The sequence below is a fragment of the Blastococcus litoris genome, assembly GCF_003075095.1.
Lineage (GTDB): Bacteria > Actinomycetota > Actinomycetes > Mycobacteriales > Geodermatophilaceae > Blastococcus_B > Blastococcus_B litoris.
This window is the reverse complement of the sequence record NZ_QCZF01000020.1, coordinates 1-16,099: the sequence shown is the minus strand read 5'-3', so window position 1 is coordinate 16,099 and position 16,099 is coordinate 1. Positions and strand designations below refer to the sequence as shown.

15 protein-coding genes are annotated in these 16,099 nt (G+C 71.3%); all 15 read left to right on the top strand.

Going from position 1 to position 16,099, the window contains the following annotated elements; genetic code table 11:
• On the top strand, positions 1–295 hold a 295-nt coding region (locus tag DCS98_RS22400; protein WP_476727148.1), incomplete at its 5' end, for a phenylalanine--tRNA ligase subunit beta-related protein.
• Positions 288–1,094, top strand: a complete 807-nt coding sequence (locus DCS98_RS22395; protein WP_116453701.1) for an SDR family NAD(P)-dependent oxidoreductase — start codon at positions 288–290, stop codon at positions 1,092–1,094. The genes DCS98_RS22400 and DCS98_RS22395, both read left to right, overlap by 8 nt.
• Positions 1,095–1,251: 157 nt before the next feature.
• Complete coding sequence (locus tag DCS98_RS22390) at positions 1,252–2,868, top strand: P-loop ATPase, Sll1717 family (RefSeq protein WP_116453700.1); 1,617 nt, start codon at positions 1,252–1,254, stop codon at positions 2,866–2,868.
• Positions 2,804–5,005 carry a patatin-like phospholipase domain-containing protein gene (locus tag DCS98_RS22385; RefSeq protein ID WP_164704724.1) on the top strand — a complete coding sequence of 734 codons (2,202 nt, stop codon included), beginning with the start codon at positions 2,804–2,806 and terminating at the stop codon, positions 5,003–5,005. Before DCS98_RS22390 ends, DCS98_RS22385 begins: the two co-directional genes overlap by 65 nt.
• Before the next feature lie 83 nt (positions 5,006–5,088).
• Positions 5,089–5,292, top strand: coding sequence for a hypothetical protein (locus DCS98_RS23205; RefSeq protein ID WP_164704723.1), 204 nt, complete (start codon positions 5,089–5,091; stop codon positions 5,290–5,292).
• On the top strand, positions 5,249–6,454 hold the full coding sequence (locus DCS98_RS22380; RefSeq protein WP_164704722.1) for an MFS transporter: 1,206 nt from the start codon (positions 5,249–5,251) through the stop codon (positions 6,452–6,454). Before DCS98_RS23205 ends, DCS98_RS22380 begins: the two co-directional genes overlap by 44 nt.
• Before the next feature lie 33 nt (positions 6,455–6,487).
• Positions 6,488–7,528, top strand: a complete 1,041-nt coding sequence (gene argC / locus DCS98_RS22375) for an N-acetyl-gamma-glutamyl-phosphate reductase (RefSeq protein WP_241038610.1) — start codon at positions 6,488–6,490, stop codon at positions 7,526–7,528.
• On the top strand, positions 7,525–8,676 hold the full coding sequence (argJ, locus tag DCS98_RS22370; RefSeq protein WP_116453696.1) for a bifunctional glutamate N-acetyltransferase/amino-acid acetyltransferase ArgJ: 1,152 nt from the start codon (positions 7,525–7,527) through the stop codon (positions 8,674–8,676). The genes argC and argJ overlap by 4 nt, the downstream gene beginning before the upstream one ends.
• The gene (gene argB / locus DCS98_RS22365) at positions 8,673–9,725 is read left to right on the top strand and encodes an acetylglutamate kinase (RefSeq protein WP_241038607.1); all 1,053 of its coding nucleotides are present in this window, start codon (positions 8,673–8,675) and stop codon (positions 9,723–9,725) included. The genes argJ and argB overlap by 4 nt, the downstream gene beginning before the upstream one ends.
• Positions 9,722–10,909: an acetylornithine transaminase gene (locus DCS98_RS22360; RefSeq protein ID WP_116453695.1), complete on the top strand. Its 1,188-nt coding sequence runs from the start codon at positions 9,722–9,724 to the stop codon at positions 10,907–10,909. The genes argB and DCS98_RS22360 overlap by 4 nt, the downstream gene beginning before the upstream one ends.
• Positions 10,906–11,841 (top strand): ornithine carbamoyltransferase, encoded by a 936-nt coding sequence (gene argF / locus DCS98_RS22355; RefSeq protein WP_116453694.1) that lies wholly within the window; start codon positions 10,906–10,908, stop codon positions 11,839–11,841. The genes DCS98_RS22360 and argF overlap by 4 nt, the downstream gene beginning before the upstream one ends.
• Positions 11,838–12,368: an arginine repressor gene (locus DCS98_RS22350; RefSeq protein WP_116453693.1), complete on the top strand. Its 531-nt coding sequence runs from the start codon at positions 11,838–11,840 to the stop codon at positions 12,366–12,368. Before argF ends, DCS98_RS22350 begins: the two co-directional genes overlap by 4 nt.
• A gap of 5 nt (positions 12,369–12,373) precedes the next feature.
• Positions 12,374–13,810: an argininosuccinate lyase gene (argH, locus tag DCS98_RS22345; protein WP_116453692.1), complete on the top strand. Its 1,437-nt coding sequence runs from the start codon at positions 12,374–12,376 to the stop codon at positions 13,808–13,810.
• Positions 13,774–14,475, top strand: a complete 702-nt coding sequence (locus tag DCS98_RS22340) for a DNA-3-methyladenine glycosylase (protein WP_338070219.1) — start codon at positions 13,774–13,776, stop codon at positions 14,473–14,475. The genes argH and DCS98_RS22340 overlap by 37 nt, the downstream gene beginning before the upstream one ends.
• Positions 14,472–15,749: a tyrosine--tRNA ligase gene (gene tyrS, locus DCS98_RS22335; protein ID WP_116453691.1), complete on the top strand. Its 1,278-nt coding sequence runs from the start codon at positions 14,472–14,474 to the stop codon at positions 15,747–15,749. The genes DCS98_RS22340 and tyrS overlap by 4 nt, the downstream gene beginning before the upstream one ends.
• The last annotated feature ends 350 nt before the right edge of the window (positions 15,750–16,099 follow it).

Here is a 16,099-nt window from a genome sequence, read left to right as displayed (position 1 = left end):
GCCCATCTCCGCGTTCCCGCCGGTGCTGCTCGACCTCGCGCTCGTGGTGCGCGACGACGTGGCATCGGCCGACGTGGCCGAGGCGCTGCGCAGCGGGGCGGGGGAGCTGCTGGAGGGCCTGCGGCTGTTCGACGTCTACACCGGTGCTCCGGTGCCGGCCGGTTCCCGGTCGCTGGCGTTCGCGCTCACGCTTCGGGCGCCCGACCGGACGCTCACGAGCGAGGAGGCGACGGCGGTGCGCGACGCGGCGGTGGCCGCCGCGGCCTCCCGGACGGGCGCGGAGCTCCGTGGCTGACCTCAGCGGTCAGGTCGCGCTGGTCACCGGCGCCTCCACCGGCATCGGTCGGGCGCTGGCCGAAGGGCTGGCGGCGCGCGGCATGGCGGTGGCCGGCGTCGCCCGCACCGAGGACCGGCTGCGGGCGGCGATGGCCGACGTCGCCGGGGCGACGGGGGCGCACACGTTCGCCGTGGTCGCCGACGTCACCGACCGCGCGTCGGTCGAGGCCGCGGTCGAGGCCGCCGTCGGCGAGCTCGGCCAGATCGACCTGCTGGTGAACAACGCCGGGGTGATCGACGAGCTCGAGGTCCCGCTGTGGGAGGCCGACCCGGACCAGTGGTGGGACGTCGTCACCAGCCACGTCAAGGGCAGCTTCCTGCTGGCCCGCGTGGTCGTCCCGTGGATGGTGCTGCGCAACCGGGGCCGGGTGGTCAACATCGCCAGCGGCATGAGCCTGCGCGCCCGTCCCGAGTACTCGGCGTACTCCGTCGCCAAGACCGGGCTGATGCGGATGACCGAGGCGCTGGCCGGCGCCCTGGAGGGCAGCGACGTGCGGGCCTTCGACGTCTCGCCGGGCGTCGTCGACACCCCGATGACCCGCTCGATGCACATCTGGCGCGGCTTCGAGGACTGGACGCCGGCCGAGCGGGTGGTCGAGGTGGTCGCCGCGATCGCGGCGGGGGAGCTCGACCAGTGGTCGGGGCGGTTCGTGCGCGCCGGCGCCGACGACCTGGCCACCCTGCGCTCGACCACGCCGGAGGACGCCGCCCGGCAGCTGCGGCTGCGCCCCTTCGGGGACGGCGACCCGCTGGGCTGACCTGACCCCCGGCGCCCCACACGAGAGGTATGCGCGCGAGCACTGTCCGCGGTGGCTCGCAGCGGCCAGCCCAGCGAGCATCGCGAGCATCCCCGAAGCGTGCGCCTCGCGTGGACGATGCGGGCGGAACGGACCGTAACGAAACCGGGGGGTACACGTGGGCTCAGAACCTGCAGACCTCAAGAGAATCCTCACGAGGGAGAAGCCGCTGGGCCCGCCGTATACGGAGGAACTTCTTAGGAGTCCGCACGGCATCTTCGAGCAGTTGTACGACCGCACCAATGGGGTGCACGGCACTGCGGAACGAGAAGACCCCACTTATGTCGTTGGCCGTAAGGGCTCGGGAAAGACCGCGTTTCTTGTGGGCACCGCTTTTGTCAATGGTGCGAAGGTCATCCTGATAAAGTCAGAAGACATCTATCACGAGATCGAGCGGTTGAGGACAAGATACGTCCGCGAGGTAGGGCCGCTCTTCGCAGAGAATCTCTCCCAGGTGTGGAAGGTTCTCTTGATGCATGCGGCAATGCTGCTGTCGTGCCGAGTCGCGCGCCTGCGGCAGACTGACGAGGGACGCCTCGTCGCAGCATATCTGAGTGCGTACGGCAACCCGTCCAGCCTCGACCCAGAGGTGCTGCTAGCCCGGGTTGGGAGCGCTCTGTCGGATGCCCTCGTGACCTCTCCGCCTGGCTTGACGGTAGCCGAGATGTGCGGGTCGTTGCGCACGGATGTGGCGACGTACGAAGACGCACGAAACGCCTTCTCGCGCTTGTCGGTGAGAACCTCGGCTCGCCTGTACGTTGTCGTCGACAACCTTGAGGATCTGCACGTCCATGTGGACAATCTGCGAACGACGCTGTCGGCGCTTTTCAGAACAGCGCGCGACTTCACCAGTCCAACAGCCCCGATGCCCTTCAAGGTCAGGTTCGCCTTTCCGGCGGAACTCCTCCGACGTCTGCGGGATCTGACTTCGAACCCAGAGAAGGACTTCCTCGACTATCTCGTGATTAGGTGGTCAGCCCCGGAACTCATGACGGTCGTCGGAAACCGATTGCGTCGCTTCCTGGATCTTTATCATGAGGGTGAGCTACGGCGCCTAGGCCTTCCTCGGCAGCATGACGAACGTGACCAGCACATGGCGGAGATGACACTCCGCGCACTGCTGCCCTCAGATCCGATTCGAACAGGGCTCGCCCTCGAAGAGGATCCGGTCGCATACGTCATGCGGCACACTCAACTTCTCCCGCGCCACCTCATACAACTCTTGAACGAGATCCTCTCAAGGCCGGCACGGCGCAGCGACAGTCTGCCTGTGGCGACGCCCAGGGATGTCCTGGAGGGCGTTCGCGACGCCGAGTTGCGAATAGTTGATGGTGTTCTGTCCAGCTATTCGCACGACTATCCATACATGGCGACCGCCTTGGGATACCTCAAGAACCACATTCCGAACACGCTGACCTGTAGTGAGCTGCATAAGGCGTTCAATGCGGCGGGCGTTGCGAGAGCCGGAGTGGACTACAATGATTTTCTAGAAGGTGCCCTGGACGTAGGCGTTCTGGGCATCGTCGAGCGCGGCACCTCGCGCTACACCATCGGTCGTTTCGCGTACACCTTCGCAGAGACGCTTCGACCCGTGGAAGATTCGGACGCAGTCTGCATTCACCCGCTCTTCATGTTTCGCTTGTTTGACAGAGGCGGTATCAGGCGCCTCCGTGAGCAGTCCCGTCTCCCGGTGTATCCCTACGGCTCCGATCTCGGTCAAATCGATTATGACTAGGGCCGGCCGATGGGCGTACATCGACGACCGTTCCCCCGGAACGAGCGCCTTAGGGGTTTCGTTCTCAGGTGGAGGCATTCGATCAGCCGCCTTCTGCCTGGGCGCATACCAAGCGCTTTCGGGGGCTGGACTCTTCCAGAAGGCTCGATACCTCTCAGCCGTGTCGGGGGGCAGTTACATCGCCGCAGCCTTGACCGTGGCTCAAGGCAAATCGGATGTTGCGGCGCTCAGCGGGGAAGCCGCCCCGTGGTCGCGGGGGAGTCCTGAAGAGCACTACCTGCGCACGCACCTGAGTTACCTGGCGCCCGGTCTGAAGGGGCGCCTCTGGCTTGTAGTGAACTTCGTGTACGGGCTCCTCCTGAATCTCCTTCCGCTGATCGCCGGCTCCTATCTTGCCGGGCGGCTGATTGGGCTCGCTTACGGACTGGCAATACCTGGGATCGGAACTAGTGTCGCAGCCCTCGGGCATAGAATCCCATTTGCGCTGGGTCTGACGTCAGCCTTCTTCCTGGGGTCGATCGTCCTAGTCGGCGTGCGACGATTCATAGACAGGAGCCACGCGGGCGGCCCCCGAGATGGATGGCTGAGAACTGGCGCCATCGTCCTCCTGGCGCTATCCGTTGGTGCACTCGGTCTGCTCGTCTTGTTGCCGCTTCTGGTGCACATCCTCGGAGTGTCCCTCGCTCGAATACCTTTTTGGATCGGGCAAGCGAACGGGCTGGTCCTGAGGCGCATCCTCGCGGCGGTCGTGATGGTCCTGTTTGTCATGATCCTCGGCGCCGTAGCGGTTCTTCTCATGCAAGTCGGCAAGGCGCGACGAACTCAAGGTCTGCTCGCCTTCCTTGGTGGATGGGGGATCCTGGCCATCCCGTTCTTGCTGGCGGCGGAAGGCGAGGCGCGGAGAGGCTGGAACTTTCCGACTGACGTGCTCGTGGCGCTGGGCGCCACGGCATTACTGATCGTGTGCGGGATCTTCGTACATAACCGCATGTATTCCATGCACCTCTACTACCGCGAAAGGCTGAGTAATGCTTTCGTTCTGAAGCGGCGGAGCGTTGCGGGTGACGTTCGGGTAGAGCCCGTTCCTTACGATGAGGCAGTCAGGCTCAGTGAGTTGGGGGCCGAGATTGACGCGAAGCGTCGAGTCGGCCTGGCCTTTCCGGAACTGGTCGTCTGTGCCGCGGTGGCTGCGCGCGAGGGAGACGTCCCGAACAAGAGTTGGGCGGCATCTTTCACGTTCGACGCAACATGCTCTGGGAGCATCGACTTGGCACCTCGAATCCCGACGACGCGATTGGAGGCGGCGCCGGGGAGCGGAGGTAGTGACCTAACCCTGCCATCGATGATGGCCATCTCCGGGGCGGCCATCTCGCCCACCATGGGCAGATTCACGCTCCCGGCTCTGAGGCTGCTCATGGCGCTGTTGAACCTGAGGCTTGGGGTCTGGATCGCGAACCCCTTCCGAGTCGATTTGACCAGGACCGAGACAGGCGCCCACGTCTCGGCTACGCGTCGGACGTGGGAAGCAGTTGTGGCTGGCTGGCGGGAACCGGGTGGCTACTACGTCATGCGAGAGGCATTGGGTCTGGCGGGTATCAAGGGCCGATTCATCCATGTATCCGATGGCGGTCACTGGGAGAACCTGGGGTTGGTGGAGCTCATCCGACGGCGCTGCACCCATATCGTGGTGGTCGATGCGAGCGCCGGAGGGCGAAGTCCGCTTCAAGACATCGCACGTGCGGCAGCCTTGGCGAGGGCAGATCTGGGCGCAGAGATCCGCCTGGACCCTGAGGCCACCTTGCCTGCCGGCGACGCAAGGTTGGCTCAGCTTCCGTTCGCGGTTGGCAGTGTGACGTATCCGGACGGGAGTGTCGGTGCAATCTACTATGTGCGCTGCGTTCTCTGGGAAGGGGTGCCAATGGACCTGCGGGTGTTCAGAGAAAAGGATCACCAGTTCCCCCAGCATCCGACAGCGCATCAATTGTTCTCTGGGGAACAATTCGATGCCTACCGTGCTCTCGGGTTTGAGGCGGCGGCCGCTATGGGCCAGCGTGCGCATATCCCGGTGGATCAATTCGATGTCGTGCGAAGAGTCGATGACGGAGACGAGCCTGAGGAATCGGTTCTGGTCATGTAGTTCGTCGCCTCGGCTAAGCGACGTGGGGTCGGAGGAGTGGCACGGCCTGAGACTGTCGGTTCGTTCGGGCACAGTGCCCGGCCGTGAGCCCACCGCCTGCCACCACCCGCGTGGGGAGCGTCGTCGCCGGGCTGTGCCTGGTCCAGTTCGTCGACGTCCTCGGCGTCACGGTGGTCGTCACGGCGCTGCCCGACATGCTGGCCGACGTCGGCGGTGCGCCCGCCGACGGCAGCCTGGTACGCGATGTTCTTCGGCGGCCTGCTCATGTTCGGCGCCCGCCTGGGTGACCGCGTCGGTCACCGGCGCACGATCCTCGCGAGCCTGGTGGTCTTCGCCGTCGGGTCCCTGCTGTGCGCGGCGGCCGGCTCGGTCGTCGTCCTGACCGCGGGCCGGTGCGTCCAGGGCGCCGCCGCCGCCGCGGCGGTGCCGTCGGCGCTCAAGCTCCTGACGACGGTCACCGAGGACGGTGCGGCCCGCGCCAGGGCGGTGGCCGCGTGGAGCGCCGCCGGTGCGGCGGCCGGGGCATCGGGCTTCGTCGTCGGGGGCCTGGTGTCGGCGGTGACCACGTGGCGGGTCATCTTTTGGGGGCTGCTCGTGATGGCCGCCGCCCAGGCGGTCGCGGTGGTCGCCCTCGTCCCGCGCGATCCGCGGTCGCACGAGCGGACGCCGCTCAACGCGGTCGGTTCCGCGCTCCTGACCGGTGCCGTGATGCTGCTGGTGGTCGGGGCGACGTTGCTGGGCGAGGACGGCGGCCGACTCCCCGGGGCGCTGCTCGTGGGCGGGGCCGTCGTCGTGGGCAGCGCCTTCGTGGCGGCCGACCGGCGCTCGGGGGCGCCGGTGCTGCCCGCCTCGCTGCTGCGGACCCCGAACGTCCTCCGCGGGACGACCGGCTCCTTCGTCAACACCGCGACCACGAGCGTGGCGACGCTGATCACCCTCTACCTGCAGAGCACGCTCGGACGCACCCCCCTCGAGGCCGCGGCCACGCTGCTGCCGCTGAGCGCCTCGGTGATCGCCGGCGCGGCGGTGGCGGGGCGGCTGATCGTCCGCAGGCCGCGGGAGCGCGTCACCGCGGTGGGGCTCGCCCTCATCGGCGCGGGCATCGCGGCCCCGCTGCTCGCGCCGACGTCCGCGGTCCTCGTCGGCGCGGGCATGGCCGTCGCCGGGGTGGGGCTCGGCCTGGCCGCGGTGGCGACGACGTCCCTGGGCACGGACGTGGACGCGTCCCTGCGGGCGACCTCGTCCGGGGTCATCAACACGAGCGCGCAGCTGGGGACGGCGATCGGCACCGCCGTGGTGCTGCTGGTCGCGGCGGCCACGACCGGGGTGCCGGACGCGGGCACCGGAACGCCGTCCGTCGCCTGGACCGCGCCCGCCGTCCTGGCCGTCGCCAGCGCGCTGCTGTTCGCCCGGCTCCGCGTCCCGGGCGGCGCCTCGACATCCCGGTGAACGTTCATGCACGCCCGTGTATGGTCATGCATTGTGAGCACAGCGCAGACGTGGACGGTCGGGGTCACCGGCGCCACCGGATACGCAGGTGGGGAGGTGTGCCGGCTGCTGGCCGGGCACCCGAACCTCCGCCTCGCCGGGGTGCATGCCAACTCGAGCGCCGGCCGACGCCTGGGTGAGCTCCAGCCGCACCTGCTGCCCTTCGCCGACATGGAGGTCCGGCCCAGCGGTGCCGGCGACCTCGCGGGGTACGACGTCGTCGTGCTCGCCCTCCCGCACGGGGAGTCGGCCGAGATCGCCGCGCAGCTCCCGCCCGACACCCTGGTCGTCGACTGCGGCGCCGACCACCGGCTCGAGGACGCGGACGCCTGGGCCCGCTGGTACGGAGGAGAGCACGCCGGCTCCTGGCCGTACGGGCTGCCGGAGCTCCCCGGTCAGCGGGAGAAGCTCTCCGGGGCCCGGCGGATCGCCGTCCCCGGCTGCTACCCGACCTCGGTGACCCTGGCGATGGCCCCGGCGCTCTCGGCAGGGCTGGTCGAGCCCGAGGTGGTGGTGGTCGCCGCGAGCGGCACGTCCGGCGCCGGCAAGTCCGCGAAGCCGCACCTGCTCGGCAGCGAGGTCATGGGCTCCGTCAGCGCCTACGGCGTGGGCGGTGTGCACCGGCACACGCCGGAGATGGTGCAGAACCTCTCGCAGGCGGCCGGGGCGCCGGTGGGCGTCAGCTTCACCCCGACGCTGGTGCCCATGAGCAGGGGCATCCTCGCCACCTGCTCGGCGAAGCTGCGGCCCGGCGTCGACGCCGACGCCGCGCGGGCCGCCTACGCGGAGGCCTACGCGGACGAGCCGTTCGTGCACCTGCTCCCGGAAGGCCAGTGGCCCACGACCGCGCAGGTGCTGGGCGCCAACACCGTCGCGCTGCAGGTCGCCGTCGACCCCGACGCAGGTCGGCTGGTCGTCGTCGCCGCCGTCGACAACCTGACCAAGGGCACCGGGGGAGCGGCGATCCAGTGCGCCAACCTCGCCCTCGGCCTGCCCGAGACCGCGGGCCTGCCGGTCGTGGGGGTCGCACCGTGAGCGTCACCGCCCCGAAGGGGTTCTCCGCGGCGGGCGTCGCGGCCGGGCTCAAGTCCAGCGGCGACCCCGACGTCGCCGTCGTCCTCAACCACGGCCCGGACGACGCCGCCGCGGCCGTCTTCACCACGAACCGCTTCCCGGCCGCCCCGGTGCTCTGGAGCCGGCAGGTGCTGGCCGGTGAGCGGGCGCGCGCCGTCGTCCTCAACTCCGGGGGCGCCAACGCCTGCACCGGCCCGGAGGGCTTCCAGGACACCCACGCCACCGCCGAGCACGCGGCCGCCGAACTGGGCGTCGGCGCCATCGACGTCGCGGTGGCCAGCACCGGGCTGATCGGCGTCCGGCTGCCGATGGACAAGCTGACCACCGGGGTCACCGACGCCGTGAAGGCGCTCTCCGAGGACGGCGGTCCCGACGCCGCCCGCGCGATCATGACCACCGACAGCGTTCCGAAGACGACGGTCCAGGCCCGCGACGGGTGGACGGTCGGCGGCATGGCGAAGGGCGCGGGCATGCTCGCCCCGAGCCTCGCCACGATGCTCGTCGTCCTCACCACGGACGCCGTCGTCCCGCCGGCGACCCTGTCGACGGCGCTGAAGAAGGCCACGAGCGAGTCCTTCGAGCGGGTCGACTCCGACGGGTGCCTGTCGACCAACGACACCGTGATCGTCATGTCCAGCGGCGCCAGCGGCGTCACCCCGAGCGCCGAGGACTTCACCGAGGCGCTGACCGCCGCGGCGACCGATCTGGCGATGCAGCTGCTCGCCGACGCGGAGGGCTCCACCAAGGACATCGCGATCACCGTCCGCAACGCCGCCAGCGTCGACGACGCGTTGACCGCCGGCCGGGCCTGCGCGCGCAACAACCTGCTGAAGACGGCGCTGTTCGGCAACGACCCCAACTGGGGCCGGGTGCTCGCGGCGATCGGCACGACCGACGCCGCCTTCCAGGCCGACCAGGTCGACGTGACGATCAACGGCGTCACCGTGTGCCGCGGCGGCGCGATCGGCGACCCGCGCGAGGGCGTCGACCTCACCGGCCGGGCCATCACGATCGACGTCGACCTGAAGGCCGGGGCCGCGCAGGCGACGATCTGGACCAACGACCTGTCGATCGCGTACGTGCACGAGAACTCGGCGTACTCGACGTGACCGGCCACCACGACCCCGAGGCGCAGGACCCGGCGCACGTGGGCAACGCCCAAGACCCCACGCCGCCCGACGTCCGCATCGACGAGCCCGCCCCGCAGCCGCGGCTGCCGCGCACGGTCGGCACCCGCCGGGTCATGCGGAGGAACGACCCCGAGGGCGACCGGCTGAAGGTCGCCGTCCTGACCGGGGCGCTGCCGTGGCTCAAGGAGTTCCACGGCAACGTCGTGGTCATCAAGTACGGCGGCCACGCCATGGTCGACGACGAGTGCCGGCGGGCGTTCGCCGAGGACATGGTGTTCCTGCGGACCTGCGGCATCCTGCCCGTCGTCGTCCACGGCGGCGGCCCGCAGATCACCGAGATGCTCGGCCGGCTGGGCATCGAGAGCGAGTTCCGCGGCGGCCTGCGGGTGACCACGCCGGAGACGATCGACGTCGTCCGGATGGTGCTGACCGGTCAGGTCGGCCCGGACATCGTCGGCCTGATCAACCAGCACGGGCCGATGGCCGTGCACCTGTCGGGCGAGGACGGCGGCCTGTTCACCGCGGCGCGCACGCAGGCGGTCGTCGACGGGGAGCCGGTCGACATCGGGCTGGTGGGGGACGTCGTCGCCGTCGACACCGCACCGGTCACCGCGCTGCTCAAGGCCGGGCACATCCCGGTCGTGGCGAGCGTGGCCCCCGCCGCGGACGGCGTGGTGCACAACGTCAACGCCGACACGGCGGCGGCCGCGCTGGCCGCCGCACTGGGCGCGGTGAAGCTCGTCGTCCTCACCGACGTCGAGGGGCTCTACGCCGACTGGCCCCACCGCGACTCGCTCGTCCAGCAGATCGACGCCCGCGAGCTGGCCGAGATCCTGCCGCACCTGGACGCCGGGATGATCCCCAAGATGACCGCGTGCCTGCGCGCCGTCGAGGGCGGCGTGCGCCGCGCGACGGTCGTCGACGGGCGGACCCCGCACGCACTGCTGCTCGAGACGTTCACCACCGAGGGCACCGGCACGATGGTCGTGCCGGCCCCGCCGACACCGAAGGAGGGCACGGCACCATGACGCACACGGAGGAGCTGGCCCGCCGCTGGTCGGCCGTGATGATGAGCAACTACCGGACGCCGCCGGTGGCGCTGGAGTCCGGCTCCGGCGCCACCGTCCGCGACGTCGACGGGAACGAGTACACCGACCTGCTCGGTGGCATCGCGACCACGATCCTGGGCCACGCGCACCCGAAGGTGGTCGAGGCGATCACCGCCCAGGCGCAGAAGCTCGGGCACGTGTCCAACCTGGCCATGCACGAGCCGGGGCTGGCGCTCGCCGAGCGCCTGCTGGACCTCGTGGGCCGCCCGGGACGGGTCTTCTTCTGCAACTCCGGCACCGAGGCCAACGAGGCGGCGTTCAAGATCAGCCGGCTGACCGGGCGTCCCCAGGTGATCACCGCCGAGGGGGCCTTCCACGGCCGGACCATGGGCGCCCTGGCGCTCACCGGCCAGCCCACGAAGGCGGCGGCCTTCGCGCCGCTCCCGGGCGGCGTGCGGTACGTGCCGTACGGCGACGCCGAGGCGCTGACCTCGTCCGTGTCCGAGCAGACCGCCATGGTGCTGCTCGAGCCGATGCTGGGGGAGGGCGGCGTGCTGCCCGCGCCCGCCGGTTACCTCGCCGCCGCCGCGTCCGCGGCCACGGGGGTCGGCGCGCTGTTCGCGCTCGACGAGGTGCAGACCGGGATGGGCCGGACCGGCCACTGGTTCGCGCACCAGGCCGACGGCCTCCAGCCCGATGTGATCACCCTGGCCAAGGCGCTCGGGGGCGGCCTCCCGATGGGCGCCCTGCTCGCCTTCGGGGACGCCGCGGAGCTGCTGACCGCAGGTGCGCACGGCTCGACGTTCGGTGGGAACCCGATCGCCGCGGCGGCCGCGCTGGCGGTGATCGACACGATCCGCGACGAGGGCCTGCTCGAGCGGGCCAAGGAGCTCGAGCACCGGTTCACCGCCGCCCTCGAAGGCCTCGGCCACCCCGGGGTCAGCGCCGTCCGGGGGAGGGGGGCGCTGCTCGGCATCGTCCTGACCGCCGACGTGGCCCCCGCGCTGGAGGAGCGGCTGCGCGCCGCCGGCTTCCTCACCAACGCGGTGGCCCCCGGCGTGCTGCGGCTCGCCCCGCCCCTCGTCCTGACCGACGCCCAGGTCGACGCCTTCGTGGCGGCTCTCCCTGCGGCCCTCGACGCTGCCCTGGAGACCCAGCCATGACCCGGCACTTCCTCAAGGACGACGACCTCACCCCGGCCGAGCAGGCCGAGGTGCTCGCGCTGGCCGCCGAGCTCAAGCGCACCCGGCACACCGCCGAGGCGCCGATGCCCCTGGCCGGCCCCCGGGCGGTCGCCGTCCTGTTCGACAAGCCCTCGACCCGCACCCGGGTGTCCTTCTCGGTCGGTGTCGCCGAGCTGGGCGGCTACCCGCTCGTCATCGACGCCGGCAGCAGCCAGCTCGGGCGCGGCGAGCCGATCGAGGACACCACCCGCGTCCTGGACCGGCAGGCCGCTGCGATCGTCTGGCGGACCTTCGGCCAGGACCGCATCGAGGCCATGGCCGCGGTCAGCCGGGTGCCGGTGGTCAACGCGCTCACCGACGAGTACCACCCCTGCCAGATCCTGGCCGACCTGCAGACGGTGATCGAGCACAAGGGCTCGCTGGCCGGCCGCTCGCTGACCTACCTGGGCGACGGCGCGAACAACATGGCGCACTCCTACCTGCTCGGGGGAGCCGCCGCCGGCATGCACGTGCGGATCGGCTCGCCCGAGGAGTTCCAGCCCGACCCCGGGGTCCTGAAGCGGGCGGCGGAGATCGCGGCCGAGACCGGCGGCTCCGTGGGCTGGACCGCCGACGCGGCCGAGGCCGCGGACGGTGTCGACGTCCTCGCCACCGACACCTGGGTGTCGATGGGGCAGGAGGAGGAGTACGACGCACGGATCGCCCCCTTCCTCCCTTACGCGGTGGACGAGACCGCGCTGGCCCGGGCCGCGGACGACGCCGTCGTCCTGCACTGCCTGCCGGCCTACCGGGGCAAGGAGATCGCCGCCGCGGTCATCGACGGGCCGCAGAGCATCGTCTGGGACGAGGCGGAGAACCGCCTGCACGCCCAGAAGGCGCTGTTGTCCTGGCTCCTGGAGCGATCCCGATGACCGCCGGGGTCACCCGCTCGGCCCGGCAGGCGCGGATCGTCGCGCTCATCGAGGCCCAGCCGGTGACCTCGCAGACCCAGCTCGCGGCCCTGCTCGCCGAGTCGGGCGTCGAGGTCACGCAGGCCACGCTGTCGCGCGACCTGGAGGAGCTCGGCGCGGTGAAGCTGCGCGGGTCCGACGGCGCGCCGGCCAGCTACGTGCTGCCGCCGGAGAACGCGCCGCTGCGACCCGCGCAGGCCGCGCCGGCCCGGCTGATCCGCCTTCTCGCCGACCTGCTGGTCAACGCGGAGGGCAGCGCCAACCTCGCCGTCCTCCGGACTCCGCCGGGCGCGGCCCAGTTCCTCGCCTCGGCGATGGACAAGGTCGGCCTCCCCGACGTGCTCGGCACGATCGCCGGAGACGACACTGTCCTGGTCATCTCCCGCGAGCCGGAGGGCGGCCCGGCGGTGGCCGAGCGCCTGCGGGCGCTCGCCGAGCGCACCCCGGCCGTGTACCCCGAGCTGAAGAACGACCTGGAAGAGAGCTGAACCCCATGAGTGGCGCCCCCTCGCAGACCCGGCTCTGGGGCGGCCGGTTCGGCGGCGGCCCCTCGCCGGCGATGGCGGCACTGTCCAAGTCGACCGACGTCGACTGGCGGCTGGCCCCCTACGACCTCGCCTCCTCCCGTGCTCACGCGCGGGTGCTGCACCGTGCGGGGCTGCTGACCGACGACGAGCTGCAGGCCATGGTCGGGGCACTGACCGAGCTGTCCGCCGAGGTCGCCGCCGGCACCTTCGCGCCCGTCGAGTCCGACGAGGACGTGCACGAGGCGCTCGAGCGGGGCCTCACCGAGAAGCTCGGCACCCTGGGCGGCAAGCTGCGGGCCGGCCGCAGCCGCAACGACCAGGTCGCCACCGACCTGCGCCTCTACCTCCGGCACAACGTGCGCGCGCTCGTCGCCGAGCTGTCGTCGCTGGAGTTCGCGCTGCTGGGGCTGGCCGAGCGCTACCAGGACGTCGCGGCGCCCGGGATGACCCACCTGCAGCACGCCCAGCCGGTGCTCATCGCCCACCAGCTCCTGGCGCACGCGCACTCCATCGCCCGGGACGTCGACCGGTTCCAGGACTGGGACCGGCGGACGGCGGTCAGCCCGCTCGGCGCCGGCGCGCTGGCCGGCTCGTCGCTGCGCCTGGACCCCGACGCGGTCGCCGCCGAGCTCGGCTTCGACCGCGCGGCCGACAACTCGATCGACGCCGTCAGCGACCGCGACTTCGCCGCCGAGTTCTGCTTCGCCGCGGCGCTGCTGGGCGTCCACCTCTCCCGCCTGGGAGAGGAGGTCGTCCTCTGGACGTCGACCGAGTTCGGCTGGGCCCGTCTCGACGACGCCTGGGCCACCGGGTCGTCGATCATGCCGCAGAAGAAGAACCCCGACATCGCCGAGCTCGCCCGCGGGAAGTCCGGCCGGTTCGTGGGCAACCTGACCGGCCTGCTCACCATGCTCAAGGGCCTGCCCCTGGCCTACGACCGCGACCTGCAGGAGGACAAGGAGCCGGTCTTCGACTCCCTGGAGCAGCTGATGCTCCTGCTGCCCGCGGTCACCGGGATGATCGCGACCCTGACGCTCCGGCCGGAGGTCCTCGAGGCCGCGGCCCCGCAGGGCTTCGCGCTGGCGACCGACGTCGCCGAGTGGCTGGTGTCGGCCGGGGTGCCGTTCCGCTCGGCGCACGAGATCTCCGGCGCGATGGTCGCCTTCTGCGAGGAGGCCGGCCTGGAGCTCGACCAGCTCGACGACGACCAGCTCGCCGGCATCGACGAGCGGCTCACCCCCGACGTCCGCTCGGTCCTGTCGGTCCCCGGAGCCCTGGCCGCCCGCAAGGCCCGCGGCGGGACGGCGCCCGAGCGGGTGGCCGAGCAGCTGGCGGTGCTCAAGGACCTGGCGGTCGTCCACGCCGACTGGGCCGCGTCCTCACCGGTGGCGGGCGCCCTCTGAGCCCTCTGCACCCCGGGCCCCTCGTCTCCGCCGACGAGCTGATCGGGCCGGTCGACGTCGTCGCGCGGTCGCTGCTCGGCTGCTGGGTGGTCACCGAGCGACCCGAGGGCACGGCGGCGCTGCGGCTGACGGAGGTCGAGGCCTACTCGGGGTCGGGCGTGGACCCGGCGGCGCACTCGCACCGCGGGCCGACCCCGCGCGCGGCGATCATGTTCGGCCCCCCGGGCCGCCTGTACGTCTACTTCTCCTACGGCGTGCACTGGTGCGCCAACGTCGTCGTCGGCGCCGAAGGGGACGGCGAGGCGGTGCTCCTGCGGGCGGGGGAGCTGGTGGTGGGGGAGGAGATCGCCCGTTCCCGGCGCCCCGCCGCTCGGAACGCGCGCGACCTGGCGGGTGGGCCGGCCCGCCTGACCCAGGCCCTCGCCATCGGACGGGACGACCTCGGCACCGACGTGCTCGATCCGGGCTCGCCCGTGCGCCTGCACCGCGGCTCGCCGCCCGCCTCCGTCTCGGCCGGTCCCCGGGTGGGGATCAGCGTCGCAACCGAGTTGCCGTGGCGCTTCTGGGAGACCGGGGCACCGTCGGTCAGCGCGTTCCGGGCGGGTGGCAAGGGGCGGGTCGGGCGCAGGCAGAGCGCGCGGGCCGGGCAGGATGGGCTCCCGTGAACGACGTGATCGACGACCTGCACCGCCGGGGCCTCATCGCCCAGAGCACCGACGAGGCCGCGCTGCGGACCCACCTCGCCGAGGGGCCGGTCGCCTACTACGCCGGGTTCGACCCGACGGCGCAGAGCTTGCACGTCGGGCACCTGCTGCAGTTCATGGTGCTGCGCGCCCTGCAGCGGGCCGGTCACCAGCCGGTGGTGCTGGTCGGCGGTGCGACCGGCCTGATCGGCGACCCGCGGCCGTCGTCGGAGCGCCAGCTCAACGATCGGGAGACCGTCGCCTCCTGGGTGGAGCGCATCCGCGAGCAGGTGGCGCCCTTCCTCGACGTTCCGGCCGAGACCGAGGGCCTCAAGGGCCCGATCTACGTCGACAATCTCGACTGGACGGCGCCGATCTCGGCGATCGACCTCCTCCGGGACATCGGCAAGCACTTCCGGGTCAGCCAGATGCTGGCGAAGGAGGCGGTGTCGGCCCGGCTGAACTCCGAGGCGGGCATCAGCTACACCGAGTTCAGCTACCAGATCCTGCAGGCCAACGACTTCCGGGAGCTGCACCGGCGGCACGGGGTCACGCTTCAGACCGGCGGGTCGGACCAGTGGGGCAACCTCACCGCCGGCATCGACCTGGTGCGGCGGACGGAGGGCGCCCGGGTGCACGCGTTGTCCACCCCGCTGGTGACGAAGTCCGACGGCACCAAGTTCGGCAAGTCCGAGGGCGGGGCGGTGTGGCTCGACCCGTCGCTCACCTCGCCCTACGCCTTCTTCCAGTTCTGGCTCAACGCCGACGACTCCGACGCCCGTGCCTGGTTGCCGCTCTACTCCGAGCGCCCCGCGGAGGAGGTGGAGGCGCTCATCGCCGAGAGCATCGAGCGCCCGGCGGCCCGGACGGCGCAGCGCGCGCTGGCCGAGGAGCTGACCGTCCTGGTGCACGGCAGCGAGCAGCTCCAGCAGGCGGAGGCCGCCGGCCGGGCGCTGTTCGGTCGTGACGAGCTCTCCGCGCTGGGGGAGGAGACCCTCGCCGCGGCGCTGCGGGAGGCCGGCAGCGTCACGGTCGACGGCGAGGCGCCCTCGTACGCCCAGCTGTTCCAGCTGACCGGTCTCGTGGGCAGCTTGTCGGAGGCCCGCCGCACGGTGAAGGAGGGCGGTGCGTACGTGAACAACGAGCGCGTCACCGACGCCGACGCCGTGCCCGCCGAGGGGGACTGGCTGCCCGGTGGCTGGCTGGTCCTGCGCCGTGGGAAGCGGTCGATCGCCGGGGTGCAGCGGCAGGTCTGACCGGCGCCCGGAGGCGTGTGTCGTCGAGGGGACGGCGCCGTGACGGACAGGTGTCCGGCGTCACCCGCCACCGGGTTTGACACCGCCCGCCGACGCACGTAACTTTCTCTCTGCGCCGCGCGGACCCCGTCTGGGGCCAGCGGGACGCTCCTGCGGGGGCAGACCGTTGTGCGGCGCCACAACGAGAAGCCGTCTCGAACGAAGCCCGCGAGGGTGGAGTTCCTGCGCGTCCGCTCTTTGAGAACTCAACAGCGTGCCGAAAGTCAGTGCCAAGTAATACCCCGTGCCAGGGTCTTCGGATTCTGGCTGGGATTCCTTTGGTTGATTGATATCGCGAGTGTCAGCTCGCG